We start from the raw sequence: 17,165 nt of genomic DNA, 5'->3' as shown, positions 1-17,165 counted from the left end.
GGCTCTCGCTCTATCTTCTCGCAGCCCTGCACAAATGCGGCTCGCGGATGCGGAATGCTCCCTTTTCCCAACGCCCTCTCCGGCAGGTTTTGACCCTCTACGCCAGGGTGAGCACATGGCGTTTTCGCGATACAGCTATATGAATTTAACAATAAAAGAAACGCTCGCTGCCCGTAGCCAGGCGCTTAGCCCGTGGACGGGTTTCTACTTTCTCCAGTCACTGCTGATCAACTACGCCCTTGGCTATCCCTTTAGCCTGCTCTACAGCACCGCATTTGCCTGCCTGCTACTGCTGCTGTGGCGTCACGCGCCGCGGACGCAGAAGGTGCTGGTGGCGGTCTTCTCCCTGCTCGCCGCCTCTTACTACCCGTTTGGCCAGGCCTACGGTGCGCCTAACTTCAATACGCTGCTGGCGCTGCACTCTACCAATATGGAGGAGTCCACGGAGATCCTGACCATTTTCCCGTGGTACAACTACGTGATTGGCCTGTTTATCTTTGGCCTTGGGGTTATCGCCGTGCGGCGTAAAAACAGTGAACGTGCCGCATGGGGCAAGTGGGATCACCTCGGCGTCGCCTTCTGCCTTGCCGCCGTTTTTGTCGCCCCGGTACAGAACCTGGCCTACGGCGGCGTCTTTAATCTGAAGGATACCGGCTATCCCGTGTTTCGCTTTGTGAAAGACGTGGTAGTGAACAACCAGGAAGTGCTGGACGAGCAGAGTCGAATGGCGCAGCTTGCCGGAATGAAAGATAGCTGGAACGTGATGGCGGTGAAGCCAAAGTATCATACCTACGTGGTGGTGATCGGCGAGAGCGTGCGCCGCGATGCGGTGGGTGCCTTTGGCGGACACTGGAAGAACAGCCCCTTTGCCAGCAGCGTTAACGGCACGCTTTTTACTGACTACGTGGCGGCCAGCGGCTCAACGCAGAAATCGCTGGGCCTGACCCTGAACCGGGTGATGGACAACAAGCCCCAGTATCAGGATAACTTTGTTACCCTGGCCAACCGGGCGGGCTTCCAGACCTGGTGGTTCTCTAATCAAGGGCAGATTGGTGAGTACGATACCGCTATCGCCAGCATTGCGAAGCGCGCCGACGAGGTGCAGTTCTTAAAAAGCGGTGATTTCGAGGCGGATAAAAACACGCGTGACGAGGCGCTGCTGAAGATGACCGCACAGGTGTTAAGCACCGCACGCAGCCAGCCGCAGCTGATTGTCCTGCACCTGATGGGTTCCCACCCGCAGGCCTGCGATCGCACCGGCGGCAAGTATACGGACTTCGTGCAGTCGAAGGAGACCTCGTGCTATCTCTACTCGGTGACGCAAACCGATACCCTGCTCAGCAAGCTCTATGATCAGCTGCGCGGCAGCGGCAGCACCTTCTCCATGGTCTACTTCTCCGACCACGGGCTGGCCTTTAAGGAGCGCGGCAAAGAGGTGCAGTATCTGGCCCATGACGATAAGTTCCAGCAGAACTTCCAGGTGCCGTTTATGGTGATCTCCAGCGATGACACCCGCCATCGGCTGATTAAAGCCCGCCGCTCGGCCAACGACTTCCTGAGCTTCTTTTCGCAGTGGACCGGCATTACCGCCAAAGAGATCGCCACCCGCTACCGCTTTGTCTCGAATGACAAAGCCGGGCCAACCTGGGTGACCAACTTCAAGCTGCAAAAGGTGGATTACAACCATCTGGGCACGGACCTGTTCGAGACCCGCTCACGATAAGGGATATTCACGCCCGGCGGCGCTCCGCTTGCCGGGCCTACAGGCGAGTCTAAAGGCTCGCTTCTAAATCAGCTAAGGTAATCATAAGTAACATCGGATCGCCGGGAGAGGGTTCAAAACCGACCTTCAAATAAAATTCTCGTACATCGTCAGACAGAGCATGCACCAGCATTCCGCGGATGCCAATCGTCTCAGCAACCTGAATCACACGTAATCCAGCATCGCGAACGAGTGCTCGTCCCACACCTTTACCATGTAGAGATTTATCTACTGCAAGGCGGCCTAATACGACGACGGGAATAGGATCGGGCATATTGCGGCGAAAGCGACCCGGCGCATCGTTTGTTGTCACGGCACTGGAGGCCAGCGAATAATAGGCCACTACTCGGAGATCCTCACAGCAAACAAAGGTACGGGATGCGCCTGTCATCTGGTTTTTTAGCGCCCGCTGTGTAAGCCAGCTATCCATAGAATCCACACCACAGCAAAACGAAGTTAGAAGATGCCGGGCATGAAGTGGCTCAGGGGCTGCAATCATTTTTTCTGCTCCCATGGAGCAGGCGTTTGCATAGTTTTACGCAACGCTGCGTTGGGCGCCGGAGCCTGATCCAGGCGGGTAATAAACAGTTGATACGCCTCAGGATCGGCCAGAATAATACGCTGTTCAATGAGTGTTTCTTCGGCAGCAGCGCGTGCTGCTTCCAGAACAAAATCAGTCCGGTTTTTACCTTTGGCCTTGGCTGCCCTATCGATAAGATCGCGCTCAGCGGGCTTAATGCGCAGGTTCAATGTCTCACGTTTGATGGCCATGCTGCTTGCGGTTGGCATAACAAGCTCCTCCCTTTAATTGATGAGCATTAAGTATACAGCATGCGTAACGTCAACGTCATTACGATTTGTAGGCCGGGTAAGCGCAGCGCCACCCGGCGTTTGCACCCATACCCGGTGGCGCTCCGCTTGCCAATAAACTGCGCCCATAAAAAAAACGGCCCCTGGGGGCCGTTTTTATGTCTAGACTATCACCGGGGTGATTAGAAGCGGTAACCTACGCCTGCGATCCAGGTGCCAACGTCAACGCTACGGATGCGGCTCTGCTCGTAGGAAACGTCGATAGCAACATCTTCGATTGGGTTGAACTGCATACCCGCACCGTAGGAGAAGCCGTAGTCGCTGCTGTCAGAATGGTTAACAACATCCTGAGACTGCTGGAATTTACCGTAGCCAACACCCACTACACCGTAGATGCTTGCCCAGTCGTTCAGACGGAAAGCAGGACCTGCGGTTACGCCGTAGTACTGTGCTTTGTTGTACACGCCGCTTTCGGTACGATCTTTTTCAGTGTAGGTAAAGGAACCGATGTAACCCAGCGGAGTGTCGTTTTCGTAGCGATATTTCAGGTTGAAACCGTTAGCTTTGTTCGCCACGCCCTGCATGTCGCTCTGAGCATAACCGCCGGAAACAGTGGAGGTTGCCGCTACAGCGGAACCTGCGGATACAGCCAGAACAACTGCCAGTGCTGAAAGACATGCAATTTTTTTCATAACCACCTCAAATGTGCTTCAAGTAAGTCCTAAGTATTAAATATAACAAAAAATATTGAGAAACTCTTTGCGCTTCACGCTGTCTAACGCGCCTTTTGATGTAACAGAACGTTTCCTCTTCCGCGTATCTCTTTCAAAAAAAAGCTTTTTTTCAAGTCATGCCGCTATTATCGCGCCATAAAAGCGACATATTCATCCAGATTATTCCTAAAGATACGGTGAATAATCCAGCAACTTGTCACCATTCTATCGCTTTCCTGACATTTATTTTCAACGGAGACTCAACCACAGACATCTATTTCCATTACACTGCCCTCTTTACTCTGTTTGACATAAATTGACAGGAGAAAGGATGCCTGCTTTACCGCGCAAATTGCCCGTCTGGTTACCTGTATTAATACTGCTTATCGCGATGACGTCGATTCAAAGCGGCGCATCCCTGGCGAAGTCGCTCTTTCCGCTGATTGGTGCGCCCGGCGTGACCGCCCTGCGTCTTGCTCTGGGAACAATCATCCTTGTCGTTATCTTCCGGCCCTGGCGGCTACGCTTTACGCCGGAGCAGCGTAAGCCGCTGCTGTTTTATGGCCTGGCGCTGGGGGCAATGAACTACCTCTTCTATCTCTCTATCCAGACGGTTCCGTTGGGTATTGCGGTGGCGCTTGAGTTTACCGGCCCGCTGGCGGTAGCTCTCTTCTCCTCCCGCCGCCCGGTAGACTTTATCTGGGTTGTGCTGGCCGTGCTGGGGCTGTGGTTTCTTCTGCCGCTGGGGCAGGACGTCTCCCACGTCGATCTCACCGGGGCGGCCTTCGCGCTGGGGGCAGGTGCCTGCTGGGCCATCTACATTATCTGCGGCCAGCGTGCCGGAGAGGAGCACGGCCCGGCCACCGTGGCGCTGGGTTCGCTGATTGCCGCCGTGGTGTTTGTTCCCCTGGGCGCAATCCAGGCGGGGGACGCGCTCTGGCACTGGTCGATTCTCCCCCTGGGACTGGCCGTGGCTGTGCTCTCCACTGCCCTCCCCTACTCGCTGGAGATGGTAGCCCTGACGCGCATGCCGACCCGCACCTTTGGTACCTTAATGAGTATGGAGCCTGCGCTGGCAGCGGTATCGGGGATGATCTTCCTGAGTGAGACCCTGACGCTGGTGCAGTGGCTGGCTCTGTCAGCCATCGTTGCCGCATCTATTGGCTCTACGCTGACGCTGCGCCGGGAGAGCAAAATAAAAGAAGTTGATATTGGTTAATTATTTTCTGCACGGTCTCGCATCGTGCAGAATAATTCCTTCAGCTTCGCCTCTCGGTATGAATAATATTCATTAGCATTCTCAATGCTTTATATAAATTAAGAATCATCTCCCTCGTTAAATGTAAGTTACTGATATGTAAAAAATAGCTTTTTACACCCTTGTTATTACTATTGGACCGATAGGAACAGCCAAAATAGCAAAGCCAAAAACCGATGCTATACTTAGTTCCAGTAATTACCTGGGAACATACATCAAGAGGATATGAGATTATGAGTACCGCTAAACTGGTAAAAACCAAATCATCCGATCTGCTTTATACTCGTAACGATGTCGCGGACGACGATAAGAAGGCAACCGTTGAGTTGCTGAACCGCCAGGTGATCCAGTTCATTGACCTGTCCCTGATCACCAAGCAGGCGCACTGGAATATGCGCGGCGCTAACTTTATTGGCGTACATGAGATGCTGGACGGCTTCCGTACCACTCTGACCGATCACCTCGATACCATTGCCGAGCGTGCGGTACAACTGGGTGGTGTGGCGCTGGGTACGACTCAGGTCGTTAACAGCAAAACGCCGCTGAAAAGCTACCCGCTAGATATTCACACCGTTCAGGATCACCTGAAAGAGCTGGCCGAGCGCTACGCCATCGTGGCAAACAGCACTCGTAAAGCCATTAGCGAAGCGAAAGATGAAGACACCGCCGATATCTTCACTGCCGCCTCTCGCGACCTGGATAAATTCCTGTGGTTTATCGAATCTAACATTGAATAAGCCATAAGCTTTATCTATTGCCCTCTCCCGCCCGGGAGGGGGTTTTGCACTTCCGTGGTGCAACCCATGCAGAACCGCCCTTTCTCTCCCCTTGGTAAAGTAAATCACTTGTAATAATTACCTCACACAATCGTTAATCAAGGGTTGTTTTATCGCCGCTTTATGCGCTTAATAGCAGCACATTGTGCAACATGTCACCTACGCACCAAAATGGGTCACTTAAATGGTGCACATCGCTCAGCCATGCATGCTTTTTGTACGGCAGTTGAAAATATCGCCTTTACAAAACAATAGGTTGTAAACCTGGCACGATTTTTTCATACTGCGTACGTTCTCTCAGGGGATCGCCCCGTGGATATAAAAGGAAATGTTATGAAGTCTGTGTTTAAAGTTTCCCTTGCTGCACTTACCCTGGCATTTGCGGTCTCTTCCCATGCCGCCGACAAACTGGTCGTGGCAACCGATACCGCGTTCGTTCCGTTCGAATTCAAACAGGGCGATAAATATGTTGGTTTTGACGTGGATCTGTGGGCTGCGGTAGCGAAAGAGCTGAAGCTGGATTACACCCTGAAGCCAATGGATTTCAGCGGCATCATCCCGGCGCTGCAAACTAAAAACGTTGACCTTGCTCTGGCAGGGATCACCATTACCGACGAGCGTAAAAAAGCGATCGACTTCTCTGATGGCTATTACAAAAGCGGTCTGCTGGTGATGGTCAAAGCCAACAATAACGACGTGAAAAGCGTTAAAGACCTTGATGGCAAAGTGGTGGCAGTGAAGAGCGGCACCGGCTCCGTTGACTATGCGAAAGCCAATATCAAAACTAAAGATCTGCGCCAGTTCCCGAACATCGACAACGCCTACATGGAACTGGGTACTAATCGCGCTGATGCGGTCCTGCACGATACGCCGAACATTCTGTACTTCATCCAGACTGCCGGCAAAGGCCAGTTCAAAGCGGTTGGCGACTCACTGGAAGCGCAGCAGTACGGTATCGCGTTCCCGAAAGGCAGCGACGATCTGCGTGAGAAAGTGAACGGCGCGCTGAAAACCCTGAAAGAGAACGGCACCTATAACGAAATCTATAAAAAATGGTTCGGTACAGAGCCTAAATAATTCAGCCTGAATTCAGGTTTGTAACGCCCGGTGGCGCTCGCGCTTACCGGGCCTACATTTTTAGTATTTCACCACGGTATACAGGAATTCATCATGCAGTTTGACTGGAGTGCCATCTGGCCTGCCATTCCCATTTTGTTTGAAGGCGTCAAAATGACCCTGTGGATCTCGGTCCTCGGTCTGGCGGGCGGTTTAATTATCGGCCTTGCAGCCGGTTTCGCCCGCAGCTTCGGCGGCTGGATAGCAAACCACATTGCACTGGTATTTATCGAGATCATTCGCGGCACGCCTATCGTTGTTCAGGTGATGTTTATCTACTTCGCCCTGCCGATGGCCTTTAACGATCTGCGCATCGATCCGTTCAGCGCCGCCGTTGTCACCATTATGATCAACTCCGGAGCCTATATCGCCGAAATTACCCGCGGCGCGGTGCTCTCGATCCATAAAGGCTTTAGCGAAGCGGGTCTGGCACTGGGTCTCTCTAAGCGTGAGACTATTCGCCGGGTGATCCTGCCTCTGGCGCTGCGCCGTATGCTGCCGCCGCTGGGTAACCAGTGGATCATCAGCATTAAAGACACCTCGCTGTTTATTGTTATCGGCGTGGCCGAACTGACTCGCCAGGGCCAGGAGATCATCGCCGGCAACTTCCGTGCGCTGGAGATCTGGAGCGCCGTTGCGGTGTTCTATCTCATTATTACCCTGGTTCTGAGCTTTATTTTGCGTCGTCTTGAAAGAAGGATGAAAATCCTGTGATTGAATTTAAAAACGTCTCCAAGCACTTTGGTAAAACCCAGGTGCTGCATAACATCGACCTGAACATCAACCAGGGCGAAGTGGTAGTCATCATTGGCCCGTCCGGCTCCGGTAAGTCGACGCTGCTGCGCTGCATCAACAAGCTGGAAGAGATCACCAGCGGCGATCTGATTGTTGACGGCCTGAAGGTGAACGATCCGAAGGTGGATGAGCGCCTGATCCGCCAGGAAGCGGGCATGGTGTTCCAGCAGTTCTACCTCTTCCCGCACCTGACGGCGCTGGAGAACGTGATGTTTGGCCCGCTGCGCGTGCGTGGGGCGAGCAAGAGCGAGGCGCAGAAGCTGGCTAACGATCTGCTGGCGAAAGTAGGACTGGCCGAGCGTGCCAACCACTATCCGTCTGAGCTCTCCGGCGGCCAGCAGCAGCGCGTGGCGATTGCCCGTGCGCTGGCGGTGAAGCCGAAGATGATGCTGTTTGATGAGCCGACTTCAGCCCTCGACCCCGAGCTGCGCCACGAGGTACTGAAGGTGATGCAGGACCTGGCCGAAGAGGGGATGACGATGGTCATCGTGACCCATGAGATCGGCTTTGCCGAGAAGGTTGCCTCGCGTCTGATCTTTATCGATAAAGGCCGCATTGCTGAAGATGGCAATCCGCAGACGCTGATCGAGAACCCGCCCAGCCCACGTCTGCAAGAGTTCCTCCAGCACGTCTCCTGATGTATCAACGCTCTCCATCCGGGGAGCGTTTTTTTTCTTGCCTCCGATTTTTCCCATTTCCAGACGCAGCGCTGGCAGCATCTATACTTATCTTTTTGCACTATTTTCTCAGGAGAGAGACCGTGCCGTGGTTACTGCTGCTGCTTAGCCTGTTCATCATGCCGCTACACGCGGCGACCATTCCGGGCATCACGTCCGCCGCCCCTGCCACCAGCGAAACGACACCGGCCGCCGAGCCGGATCTCGAGCAAAAGAAAGCCGCCTACGGCGCGCTGGCGGACGTGCTGGAGAATACCAGCTCCCGTGAGGAGCTGATTGGCCAGCTGCGCAAGGTCGCCGCTACCCCGCCGCCGGAGCCGGTGCCGACCATCACGCCACCGGAAGAGGTCGCCGAAGAGAAGACGGTGCTGGAGAACGTGCAGGAAGTCAGCCGGCACTATGGCGAGGAGCTGTCGTCGCGCTTTGCCCAGCTCTACCGCAACATTACCGGCTCGCCGCACAAGACCTTTAACCCACAGACCTTTATCAACGCCGCCGGTCACTTCCTGCTGCTCGCCGGGCTGGTCTTTGTCTTCTACTGGCTGGTGCGCCTCTGTGCTTTCCCGCTCTATCGCAAAATGGGCAAGTGGGGGCGGCGTAAGAATCATGACAGGACCAACTGGTTACAGCTGCCCGCGATGATCGTCGGGGCGTTTATTATTGACCTGATGCTGCTGTCGCTCACCCTCTTTGTCGGCCAGTTGCTAAGCGACAATCTGAACGGCGGCAACCGCACCATCGCCTTTCAGCAGAGCCTGTTCCTCAACGCCTTTGCGCTCATTGAGTTCTTTAAGGCGATCCTGCGACTCATCTTCTGCCCACGCTTCCCCGATCTACGACCTTTCTCGATTAAAAACGAGGCGGCGAAATACTGGCACCTGCGCCTCAGCGCCCTGAGCAGCCTGATTGGCTATGGCCTGCTGGTGGCCGTACCGATCATCTCAAATCAGGTTAACGTTCAGTTTGGCGCGCTGGCGAACGTGCTGATCATGCTCTGTATCACCACCTGGGCGCTCTACCTTATTTTTCACAATAAAACCACGGTATATGAGAACCTCCACCACCTTGCCGATCGCTCGCTGGCTTTCTTTAGCCTCTTTATTCGCGCTTTTGCGCTGGTCTGGCACTGGCTGGCCTGCGCCTATTTCGTGGTGCTATTCTTCTTCTCGCTCTTCGATCCAGGCAACAGCCTGAAATTTATGATGGGCGCGACGGTACGCAGTCTGGCGATTATCGGTATTGCGGCGTTTGTGTCGGGCATGCTGTCGCGCTGGATTGCCAAGCGGATCACCCTCTCACCACAGGTGCAGCGCAGCTATCCAGAGCTACAGAAGCGGGTAAACGGCTGGCTGTCGACGGCGCTGAAGGTGGCACGTTTTCTCACCGTTATCGTTGCCATTATGCTACTGCTCAGCGCGTGGGGCCTGTTCGATTTCTGGAACTGGCTGCACTATGGCGCGGGGGAGAAGGCGGTCGATATTCTGATCCGCATCGCGCTGATCCTCTTCTTCTCGGCGGTGGGCTGGACCGTACTGGCGAGCCTGATCGAGAACCGGCTGGCGTCCGATATCCATGGTCGCCCGCTGCCCAGCGCCCGAACCCGTACCCTGCTGACGCTGTTCCGCAACGCGCTGGCGGTGATTATCAGCACCATTACGGTAATGATTGTACTCTCGGAGATTGGGGTGAACATCGCCCCGCTGCTGGCCGGTGCCGGAGCATTAGGTCTGGCCATCTCCTTCGGGGCGCAAACCCTGGTGAAGGATATTATTACTGGGATCTTTATTCAGTTTGAAAACGGGATGAACACCGGGGACCTCGTCACCATTGGGCCGCTCACCGGAACGGTAGAGCGAATGTCGATCCGCTCCGTCGGGGTACGCCAGGATACCGGCGCGTACCACATTATTCCGTGGTCATCGATCACCACCTTCGCCAACTTTGTGCGCGGGATTGGTTCGATAGTGGCGAACTACGACGTGGATCGTCATGAGGATGCAGAGAAAGCGAATAACGCGCTGAAGGCGGCGGTGGGTGAGCTGATGGAGCAGGAGGATATCCGTAAGCTGATCATTGGCGAGCCGAGCTTCGTAGGTATTGTTGGACTGACCAACACCGCCTTCACGCTGCGGGTGACCTTTACCACCCAGCCGCTGAAGCAGTGGACGGTGCGCTTTGCTCTCGACAGCATGGTGAAAAAGCACTTTGACCTTGCCGACGTGCGCCCGCCAGTGCAGACCTACCAGATGCTGGCTAACCCAGCGGCTGCGCAGCCGGGCGCCGCAGAGCCAGGGGGCGGCCAGACCCTGCCCCCTGCACAACCTACGCTTTAAACCGCGTCTGTGCCCAGCGGCGACGCTGGGCCTCATCCAGGAAGGTCCAGGCAATGAAGCGGCTCTGCTTCTGCCCCTGGGCCATCTCTTTTTTCACCACCTTCACCGCGCCAGCGGCGGTCAGGGCGCGGTAGAGCGGCGGCAGGTTCTCGCCGCGTGACACCAGCGAGGTGAACCACAGCACCTGACGGCCAAAGGCCTGGCTCTCGGCGATCATCTTGCTGATAAAGGCCACTTCCCCACCTTCGCACCACAGCTCCTGCTGCTGGCCGCCAAAGTTAAGACCGCTCGCCTCGCTCTGGCCCAGGTTACGCCGCTTGCGGTCGTTACCCGCCTGGGCCGCCGCCGCCGAGTCGTGAAACGGCGGGTTGCACAGCGTGGCATCGTACTGCTCGTTCTTGTGGATCATGCCATTAAGGATGGCGGCCGGATCTTTCTGGCGACGCAGACGGATCGCCCGAGTCAGGCCAGGATTGCCGGTAACGATCGCCTGAGCGCTGGCAAAGGCCGCGTCGTTGACCTCGGTGCCGGTAAAGCGCCAGCTGTACTCATGATGACCAATCAGCGGGTAGATGCAGTTGGCCCCGGTGCCGATATCCAGCACGCTCGCCTGGCGCGGGATCGCATCATCGACGCTGGTTTCGGCCAGCAGATCCGCCAGGTGGTGGATATAGTCCGCCCGGCCCGGCACCGGCGGGCAGAGAAAGCCTTGAGGAATATCCCAGTGCGCCACGCCATAAACGTGCGCCAGCAGCGCTTTGTTCAGCGCCTTGACGGCATCGGGATCGGCGAAGTTGACCGTCGGCTCCCCGGCTGGGGTAGCAATGATAAAACCGCGTAGTTGCGGCTCTACGGCGCAGAGCGCGTCGAGATCGTAGCGGCTGCGGTGACGGTTACGCGGGTGTAACCCCGGCTTCTGGGCATTCATGGCATTCTCCTGTAATGAGCGGCGTAAGATACCCCCTGAAGGCGGCGCGGTAAACAGCGATTCATGCAAAAAACCGCGTCATCTTGACGAAATATTTGCCCGTAAGCCTCTCTTCGCCGGGCCTAAACTTAAGCTGCGGTTCCCTGATAAGAGGATGTCATGATGAAAAAATATCTGGCAATGGCTGCCGCACTGGCGTTTTCCGCCATGACGGTCAGCGCCTTTGCCGCACCACAGCAACTAATGAGAGGTGATACCGGGACGCTACGCCCGGCGGGCACGGTCTCCGCACAGGGTGCGCTGAGCCTGGACGATCTCCAGGATGAGCTGGCTGAAAAAGCCCGTGAACAAGGCGCGAAAGGATTTGTGATTAACTCTGCTGGCGGTGAAAACCAGATGTACGGCACGGCAACCATCTACAAATGATTTATCTTCACTTCGCCCCGAAAAGCCGCTATGACTTTTACGGGGCGTTGCGCTTAACGACTATCAGCGTTCGTTAGCCGCCGCCAGCAGGGTGTTGAGCAGCACGTTTGCCCCACGCTCTGCCCACTGCGGGGTGATATTTTCCGCCTCGTTGTGGCTGATGCCCTTTTCGCAGGGGATAAAAATCATTGCGGTAGGGGCGACGCGGTTAACGTAGCAGGCGTCGTGACCCGCCCCGGAGACCATCCGGCGCTGGGAGTAGCCCAGTTCACGGGTCGCCTGCTCGATGCGGGTAATGCAGCCCTTATCAAAGTTCACCGGGGCGTAGTCAAAGATACGCTCCCAGGCGACGTCAATGCTGCGGGCCGACAGTGCGTTCAGCGCCTCGGTTAACGCCGCCTCCATCTCCACCAGCGCGGTGGTTTCCGGGTGGCGGAACTCGACGGGGCAGAAGACCGCTGACGGCACGACGTTGCGCGAGTTAGGCGTCGCCTGCACGCTGCCTACGGTGGCCCGCCCGTCCGGCGCAAAGCGGCGGCCAATGGTTTCAACCGCCAGGGTCAGTTCGGCAAAGGCGCACAGAGCATCGCGGCGCAGATCCATCGGCGTGGTGCCTGCGTGGGCGGCAAACCCGGTCAGGTTGATCTCATACCAGCGCTGGCCCATGGCGGCGTGAACGACGCCGATATCGGTCTCCTCCGCCTCAAGCAGCGGTCCCTGCTCGATATGCAGCTCATAGCAGGCGTGCAGCGGGATAGCCGCCGCCGGACGCTCACCCTGATAGCCGATAGCCGCCAGCGCCTGGCCAACGCTAATGCCGTCGCGATCTTCCCGTGCCAGGGCATAGGCTTCGCTGAATACCCCGGTCCAGACGCCGGAGGCCAGCATCGCCGGAGCGAAACGCGCCCCCTCTTCGTTGGTCCAGTTCACCAGAATGAGATCGCGCTCGGTGGTGATGCCGCGATCGTTAAGGGTACGCAGCGCCTCCAGTCCGGCGAGCACGCCATAGATGCCGTCGTAGTTGCCGCCCAGCGGCTGGGAGTCACCGTGCGAGCCGGTGAGTACCGGAGTCAGATCGGGGTTACTGCCCGCCCGGCGAATAAACATATTCCCCAGCCGGTCAACGTCGCAGCTAAAGCCCGCCTCACGCGCCCAGGCGGCGAGCAGGTCTCGCCCGCGCCGATCCTCGTCGCTCAGCGCCAGCCGGGTCACCCCGCCCCCCGCCGTTGCGCCAAGGGTGGCAAACTCATTGAGGGTCTGCCACAGGCGTGCGCTATCCACCTGTAGAGGAGACGCCATCACGCCTCCTTGTCTTTGACGCGATAGCGGAAATCGCAGCACGGCGCGCCGGACATAATGGTCTGGGTGCGGGTCAGCTCAACGTCCGGCGCATAGCCAACGATAAACTTATCGTCCCTCGCGCAGGAGAGCAGATGGCCGATCTCGCCGAGGCCCATCTCATGATACATCTCGGCGTAGCGGCAGCGCGTCACGTCATAGTCGTAGCGCTGGCCGTCATCTTCGATCACCCGCACGTCGAGGGCATTATCCTTCTCCCAGAGATATTGCAGATCGACAAAGCTGCGCAGATCCGCTTTTTTCGGTTCGGCGGCGGCAAAGTTCTGCCCGGCCTGGATAGCCGCCTGCTCGATGGCTTCGCCAATCACCGCCTGGGCGCGGGCTTTACCGACCTCGCGCACCAGGATGTCATAGATCGGTTTAATTATTTCAGCTTCAATTTTACGGCGGGCGAGAATGCCCAGCTCTTGTTTTTGCTCACAGCTCATCATTGCCTCACAAATTACTTCGCGCTACCGCCCAGCACGGTCTGGGGTTCCCACTTACCGTTCACCACTTTGTAGACGGTAAAGGATGGATTCTTCAGGTTGCCCTGCTCATCAAAGGCGATATTGCCGGTTACGCCAGCGTAGTTGATGGCGCGCAGCGCAGGCAGATAGTCACCGGCATCAACGGAGTCGGCTTTCTGCATCGCGGCGATCAGCACGCGGGTAGCGTCATAGGCAAACGGCGCGTGGAGTTCGATATGGGTGTGGTATTTAGACTGATAGGCCTGCTCGAAGGCTTTACCGCCCTGCATTTTGTCTACCGGCAGACCCGGCTCCAGCGCAACCACGCCCTCGCCCTCTTTCTGCGCCAGGCTCAGGAAGGTCTGGCTAACGAAGCCGCCCGCGCCCATCAGCGTGGCCTTCATGCCCAGCTGCTTGAGACGACGCGCCAGCGGTGCTGCCTGACTATCCACGCCGCCGAAGAAGACCAGATCGGCATTTTTGCTGCGGATGGCGGTCAGCACGGCGTTGAAGTCTACGGTCTTCTCATCAACATACTGGCGATCAACCGGCTTGATGCCCTGCGCCTCCAGCGACTTGATGAACTCATCGGCCAGCCCCTGACCGAACGCGGTCCGGTCGTCGATTACCGCGATACGTTTTGCTTTCAGGGTCTGCACCGCATATTTTGCCGCATAGTCGCCGCCGTCATCGTCGTGGCCCATCACGCGGAAGCTGGTGTCAAAACCCTGCTGGGTGTAGGCGTGGCCGGTGGCGACCGGGGCAACCTGGGCGATGCCCGCATCATGATAGATACGCGCCGCCGGAATACTGGTCCCGGTGTTCCAGTGGCCCACCACGCCTGCCACTTCGCTGTCTACCAGGCGCTGGGCCACGGCCACGGCGGTACGCGGGTCAGACTGATCGTCCTCGGATTGCAGCTTAAAGGTCACCGCTTTGCCGCCAATCGTCGGGTGGGTTTTATTCACGTCGTCGATGGCGAGCTGGGCGCCGTTTTCCAGATCCTTACCGATACGCGCCGACGGGCCGGTCAGCGGGCCAGCCAGACCGATAATCACGGTCTCATCGGCCTGGGCCTGATTTACCGCCGATCCGCCAAGAGCAGCAAGCACAATCATGGCGCTTAGCGCTTTGCGTGGTTTAGTTTTCATTGTTGTTTCCCTGATGTTGGTGGTGTTTTAAACGGCGATTTCGCCTAAATAGATTTCCTGAATGCGGTTGTCGGCCAGCAGCGCGGCAGATTCGCCATGATGGGCAATAGATCCGCTGTCCATTACCCACGCGCGATGGGTGACCTCCAGCGCCAGCCGGGCGTTCTGCTCAATCAGCAGCAGCGTGACACCGGCATCGCGCAGGGCAGCAATCTCTTTGAAAATGGTCTCGACCATGATCGGGGCCAGCCCCATCGACGGCTCGTCGAGGATCAGCAGACGCGGCTGGCTGAGCAGCGCCCGGCCCAGAGCCAGCAGCTGCTGTTCACCGCCGGAGAGCAGTCCGGCCAGCTGATCTTTACGTTCACCGAGGCGCGGAAAACGCTCGTAGAGCTGGGCCATCTCCTGCTTCACCGCCTGCCGCCCTTTACGCCGCCAGGCTCCCATCAGCAGGTTCTCTTCTACCGTCATGCGGGTGAATATGCCCCGCCCCTCCGGCACGAGAACAACGCCGTCGCGAAGAAGATCCTGCGGGGCGCGACGGTGAATCGATTTGCCCTGCCAGAGGATCTCCCCGCCGTAGGGTTGCAGCCCGGCGATGGCCCGTACGGTAGAGCTTTTACCCGCGCCGTTGGCCCCCAGCAGCGTGCCCTGCTCACCTTCGTTAAGGCTGAATTCGATCCCGCGCACGGCCTGGATGCCGCCGTAGTGCACGGAGAGGTTACGCACCTGCAAAATAGGTTCAGACATGGGCGTTTCCTCCAAGATAGGCGCGGATCACGTCCGGATGGCTACGTACCTCCTCCGGTTCCCCTTCAGCAATCACCTTGCCGTAGTCCAGCACGCTGATGCGGTCGCAGAGGCTCATAATCAGCTTCACGTCATGCTCAATAATCAAAATGGTTTTGCCATCGTCACGAATGCGGCGCAGCAGCTCGCCGAGGGCCACCTTCTCCGCGGCGTTCATGCCTGCCGCCGGCTCGTCGAGGGCCAGCAGCTTAGGATCGGTTGCCAGGGCGCGGGCAATCTCGAGGCGGCGCTGGTGGCCGTAGGCGAGATCGCAGGCGCGATAGTGGGCAAACTGCGCGATGCCGGTGTACTCCAGCCAGTACCAGGCCTGGCGCTCGGTCTCCGCCTCCTCCTCTCTCGCCCGCTTATGACGAGAAATGGCGGCCCACAGACCGTTGCGGGTGCGGACGTGGCGACCGATCATCACGTTCTCCAGCACGCTCATATCGTTAAACAGGCGCAGGTTCTGGAAGGTACGGGCGATGCCTGCCTGGGTCACTTTCTCAATGGCGCGTGGCGAGTAAGGTTTGTCGGCCAGGCTAAACTCGCCGCTGTCGGCGGTATAGAGACCGGTGATCAGGTTGAAGCAGGTGGTTTTCCCCGCGCCGTTGGGGCCAATCAGGCCATAGATCTCGCCCGCCTTTACCGACAGGCTGACGTCGTTGACCGCCACCAGGCCGCCAAAGCGTTTGCTCAGATTACGGATCGTTAACAGGCTCATGCTTTTGCCCCCGCATGTTTAGCAGGCCAGACGCCGCCCGGACGGAAGATCATCACCAGCACCAGCGCCAGACCGTAGAAGAGCTGACGCAGGATCTCAGGATCCACCAGCACGGTACCGAAGAGCGCTTCCTGCACCGGCACGGCCTGGCTACGGAGTAGCTCCGGCAGCGCCGAGAGCATCACCGCGCCGAGGATCACCCCCGGCACGTGGCCGATGCCGCCCAGCACCACCATCGCCAGCACGACGATGGACTCCTGCAACGTAAAGGATTCCGGGGAGACGAAGCCCTGGAACGAGGCAAACATCACCCCGGCGACGCCGCCAAAGGAGGCACCCATCGCGAAAGCCAGCAGCTTAAAGTTACGCACGTTGATGCCCATTGCCCGCGCCACGTCCTCATCCTCGCGGATGGCATGCCAGGCCCGGCCCACCCGGGAGCGTTGCAGGCGGATGCAGATAAAGACGATCGCTACAATCAGCGCGGCAAAAAGGTAGTACCAGAGGTAGAGCGCGGGAATTTTTACCCCCAGCAGGTGGTAGACACCACGAAACTCGAGGCCGAACAGGCTCAAGGAGTCGATGCCCGAGATCCCCTTCGCGCCGTTAGTGATATTGACCGGACGATCGAGGTTGCGCATCAGGATGCGAATAATCTCCCCGAATCCAAGGGTCACAATCGCCAGATAGTCACCGCGCAGGCGCAGGGTCGGCGCGCCCAGCAGGATACCGCAGATCCCGGCAATAAAGGCCGCCAGTGGGATCAGCACCCCGTAGGAAACATGCAGCCCGTCGCTAAAGTAGCCCTGCAATACCGGGAAGGCGTCGAGCAGATGCGGCGAGGCGAGCAGCGCAGCCAGATAGGCTCCCACGGCATAGAAGGCGATAAAGCCCATATCCAGCAGGCCGGTAAAGCCGACCACAATATTAAGTCCCAGAGCCAGCATAATATAGAGCAGTGTAAAGTCGATCACCCGCACCCAGTAGTTGCCGCCTGCGGCAGAGGCCAGCCACGGAGCGAGCAGCAGCCCGACCACCAGCAGGATAATACCGAGGTTAAGACGCGGTGCGGCGCTGCGTTCGGAAGTTAAGATAGTCATAG

At 57.5% G+C, this 17,165-nt stretch carries 18 protein-coding genes; 8 read left to right on the top strand and 10 right to left on the bottom strand.

The annotated features are described in order from the left end of the window. Positions 1-139: 139 nt before the first annotated feature. On the top strand, positions 140-1,723 hold the full coding sequence (locus RTM13_RS03770) for a phosphoethanolamine transferase (protein WP_312210259.1): 1,584 nt from the start codon (positions 140-142) through the stop codon (positions 1,721-1,723). A 49-nt stretch (positions 1,724-1,772) separates the two neighbouring features. Here RTM13_RS03770 and RTM13_RS03765 read toward each other — a convergent pair whose 3' ends face one another. The 3 genes from RTM13_RS03765 to ompX all read right to left on the bottom strand — a co-directional run bounded on the left by RTM13_RS03765 (position 1,773) and on the right by ompX (position 3,264). Continuing rightward, positions 1,773-2,261, bottom strand: a complete 489-nt coding sequence (locus tag RTM13_RS03765) for a GNAT family N-acetyltransferase (protein WP_312210258.1) — start codon at positions 2,259-2,261, stop codon at positions 1,773-1,775. Beyond that, on the bottom strand, positions 2,258-2,551 hold the full coding sequence (locus RTM13_RS03760; RefSeq protein ID WP_312210256.1) for a DUF1778 domain-containing protein: 294 nt from the start codon (positions 2,549-2,551) through the stop codon (positions 2,258-2,260). Before RTM13_RS03760 ends, RTM13_RS03765 begins: the two co-directional genes overlap by 4 nt. 203 nt (positions 2,552-2,754) lie before the next feature. Then, on the bottom strand, positions 2,755-3,264 hold the full coding sequence (gene ompX / locus RTM13_RS03755) for an outer membrane protein OmpX (protein ID WP_312210254.1): 510 nt from the start codon (positions 3,262-3,264) through the stop codon (positions 2,755-2,757). 352 nt (positions 3,265-3,616) lie between these two features. On the opposite strand from ompX, the gene rhtA reads away from it, so the two are divergent. From rhtA to ybiO, 6 genes are all read left to right on the top strand, one after another. After that, on the top strand, positions 3,617-4,504 hold the full coding sequence (gene rhtA / locus RTM13_RS03750; RefSeq protein WP_312210252.1) for a threonine/homoserine exporter RhtA: 888 nt from the start codon (positions 3,617-3,619) through the stop codon (positions 4,502-4,504). Between the two features lie 272 nt (positions 4,505-4,776). Beyond that, positions 4,777-5,280, top strand: coding sequence for a DNA starvation/stationary phase protection protein Dps (gene dps, locus RTM13_RS03745; protein ID WP_312210251.1), 504 nt, complete (start codon positions 4,777-4,779; stop codon positions 5,278-5,280). Between the two features lie 372 nt (positions 5,281-5,652). Beyond that, entirely contained in the window at positions 5,653-6,396 is a 744-nt protein-coding gene (gene glnH / locus RTM13_RS03740) for a glutamine ABC transporter substrate-binding protein GlnH (protein ID WP_312210249.1), read from the top strand. 93 nt (positions 6,397-6,489) lie between these two features. Further along, on the top strand, positions 6,490-7,149 hold the full coding sequence (glnP, locus tag RTM13_RS03735) for a glutamine ABC transporter permease GlnP (RefSeq protein ID WP_042392296.1): 660 nt from the start codon (positions 6,490-6,492) through the stop codon (positions 7,147-7,149). Continuing rightward, entirely contained in the window at positions 7,146-7,868 is a 723-nt protein-coding gene (glnQ, locus tag RTM13_RS03730) for a glutamine ABC transporter ATP-binding protein GlnQ (protein WP_312210247.1), read from the top strand. Before glnP ends, glnQ begins: the two co-directional genes overlap by 4 nt. A 122-nt stretch (positions 7,869-7,990) precedes the next feature. Further along, the gene (gene ybiO, locus RTM13_RS03725; protein ID WP_312210245.1) at positions 7,991-10,240 is read left to right on the top strand and encodes a mechanosensitive channel protein; all 2,250 of its coding nucleotides are present in this window, start codon (positions 7,991-7,993) and stop codon (positions 10,238-10,240) included. Here ybiO and rlmF read toward each other — a convergent pair. After that, positions 10,230-11,168 carry a 23S rRNA (adenine(1618)-N(6))-methyltransferase RlmF gene (gene rlmF / locus RTM13_RS03720; RefSeq protein WP_312210243.1) on the bottom strand — a complete coding sequence of 313 codons (939 nt, stop codon included), beginning with the start codon at positions 11,166-11,168 and terminating at the stop codon, positions 10,230-10,232. The two genes, ybiO and rlmF, sit on opposite strands and share 11 nt — an antisense overlap. Positions 11,169-11,330: 162 nt before the next feature. Between rlmF and mcbA the strand changes: the two genes are divergently transcribed. After that, positions 11,331-11,594: a DUF1471 family periplasmic protein McbA gene (gene mcbA, locus RTM13_RS03715; RefSeq protein WP_312211004.1), complete on the top strand. Its 264-nt coding sequence runs from the start codon at positions 11,331-11,333 to the stop codon at positions 11,592-11,594. Positions 11,595-11,657: 63 nt separating this feature from the next. Here the strand turns inward: mcbA and RTM13_RS03710 are convergent, their stop codons facing one another. From RTM13_RS03710 to RTM13_RS03685, 6 genes are read right to left on the bottom strand one after another with little or no spacing between them, the layout of a single operon-like run. Beyond that, positions 11,658-12,893, bottom strand: coding sequence for a Zn-dependent hydrolase (locus tag RTM13_RS03710; RefSeq protein ID WP_312210241.1), 1,236 nt, complete (start codon positions 12,891-12,893; stop codon positions 11,658-11,660). Continuing rightward, positions 12,893-13,381, bottom strand: a complete 489-nt coding sequence (locus RTM13_RS03705; RefSeq protein ID WP_042392287.1) for an L-2-amino-thiazoline-4-carboxylic acid hydrolase — start codon at positions 13,379-13,381, stop codon at positions 12,893-12,895. The genes RTM13_RS03710 and RTM13_RS03705 overlap by 1 nt, the downstream gene beginning before the upstream one ends. A gap of 14 nt (positions 13,382-13,395) precedes the next feature. Further along, on the bottom strand, positions 13,396-14,553 hold the full coding sequence (locus tag RTM13_RS03700) for a branched-chain amino acid ABC transporter substrate-binding protein (protein WP_312210240.1): 1,158 nt from the start codon (positions 14,551-14,553) through the stop codon (positions 13,396-13,398). Positions 14,554-14,580: 27 nt separating this feature from the next. Then, a complete protein-coding gene (locus RTM13_RS03695; RefSeq protein WP_312210238.1) occupies positions 14,581-15,303 on the bottom strand; it encodes an ABC transporter ATP-binding protein in 723 nt (240 codons plus the stop codon). Next, positions 15,296-16,063 carry an ABC transporter ATP-binding protein gene (locus RTM13_RS03690; protein ID WP_312210237.1) on the bottom strand — a complete coding sequence of 256 codons (768 nt, stop codon included), beginning with the start codon at positions 16,061-16,063 and terminating at the stop codon, positions 15,296-15,298. The genes RTM13_RS03695 and RTM13_RS03690 overlap by 8 nt, the downstream gene beginning before the upstream one ends. Next, a complete protein-coding gene (locus tag RTM13_RS03685; protein WP_312210235.1) occupies positions 16,060-17,163 on the bottom strand; it encodes an ABC transporter permease subunit in 1,104 nt (367 codons plus the stop codon). The genes RTM13_RS03690 and RTM13_RS03685 overlap by 4 nt, the downstream gene beginning before the upstream one ends. Between the last annotated feature and the right edge of the window lie 2 nt (positions 17,164-17,165).

The organism is Pseudescherichia sp., assembly GCF_031979925.1.
Classification (GTDB): Bacteria; Pseudomonadota; Gammaproteobacteria; order Enterobacterales; family Enterobacteriaceae; genus Pseudescherichia.
Note: the sequence above shows the minus strand (reverse complement) of the source record. Positions and strands in the feature narration are given on the sequence as shown.

Bases quoted from the DNA above. Each gene is read 5' to 3' on its own strand.
- RTM13_RS03770 (WP_312210259.1), top strand. From the start codon at position 140: ATGAATTTAACAATAAAAGAAACGCTCGCTGCCCGTAGCCAGGCGCTT.
- RTM13_RS03765 (WP_312210258.1), bottom strand. From the start codon at position 2,261: ATGATTGCAGCCCCTGAGCCACTTCATGCCCGGCATCTTCTAACTTCG.
- RTM13_RS03760 (WP_312210256.1), bottom strand. From the start codon at position 2,551: ATGCCAACCGCAAGCAGCATGGCCATCAAACGTGAGACATTGAACCTG.
- ompX (WP_312210254.1), bottom strand. From the start codon at position 3,264: ATGAAAAAAATTGCATGTCTTTCAGCACTGGCAGTTGTTCTGGCTGTA.
- rhtA (WP_312210252.1), top strand. From the start codon at position 3,617: ATGCCTGCTTTACCGCGCAAATTGCCCGTCTGGTTACCTGTATTAATA.
- dps (WP_312210251.1), top strand. From the start codon at position 4,777: ATGAGTACCGCTAAACTGGTAAAAACCAAATCATCCGATCTGCTTTAT.
- glnH (WP_312210249.1), top strand. From the start codon at position 5,653: ATGAAGTCTGTGTTTAAAGTTTCCCTTGCTGCACTTACCCTGGCATTT.
- glnP (WP_042392296.1), top strand. From the start codon at position 6,490: ATGCAGTTTGACTGGAGTGCCATCTGGCCTGCCATTCCCATTTTGTTT.
- rlmF (WP_312210243.1), bottom strand. From the start codon at position 11,168: ATGAATGCCCAGAAGCCGGGGTTACACCCGCGTAACCGTCACCGCAGC.
- mcbA (WP_312211004.1), top strand. From the start codon at position 11,331: ATGAAAAAATATCTGGCAATGGCTGCCGCACTGGCGTTTTCCGCCATG.
- RTM13_RS03710 (WP_312210241.1), bottom strand. From the start codon at position 12,893: ATGGCGTCTCCTCTACAGGTGGATAGCGCACGCCTGTGGCAGACCCTC.
- RTM13_RS03705 (WP_042392287.1), bottom strand. From the start codon at position 13,381: ATGAGCTGTGAGCAAAAACAAGAGCTGGGCATTCTCGCCCGCCGTAAA.
- RTM13_RS03700 (WP_312210240.1), bottom strand. From the start codon at position 14,553: ATGAAAACTAAACCACGCAAAGCGCTAAGCGCCATGATTGTGCTTGCT.
- RTM13_RS03695 (WP_312210238.1), bottom strand. From the start codon at position 15,303: ATGTCTGAACCTATTTTGCAGGTGCGTAACCTCTCCGTGCACTACGGC.
- RTM13_RS03690 (WP_312210237.1), bottom strand. From the start codon at position 16,063: ATGAGCCTGTTAACGATCCGTAATCTGAGCAAACGCTTTGGCGGCCTG.
- RTM13_RS03685 (WP_312210235.1), bottom strand. From the start codon at position 17,163: ATGACTATCTTAACTTCCGAACGCAGCGCCGCACCGCGTCTTAACCTC.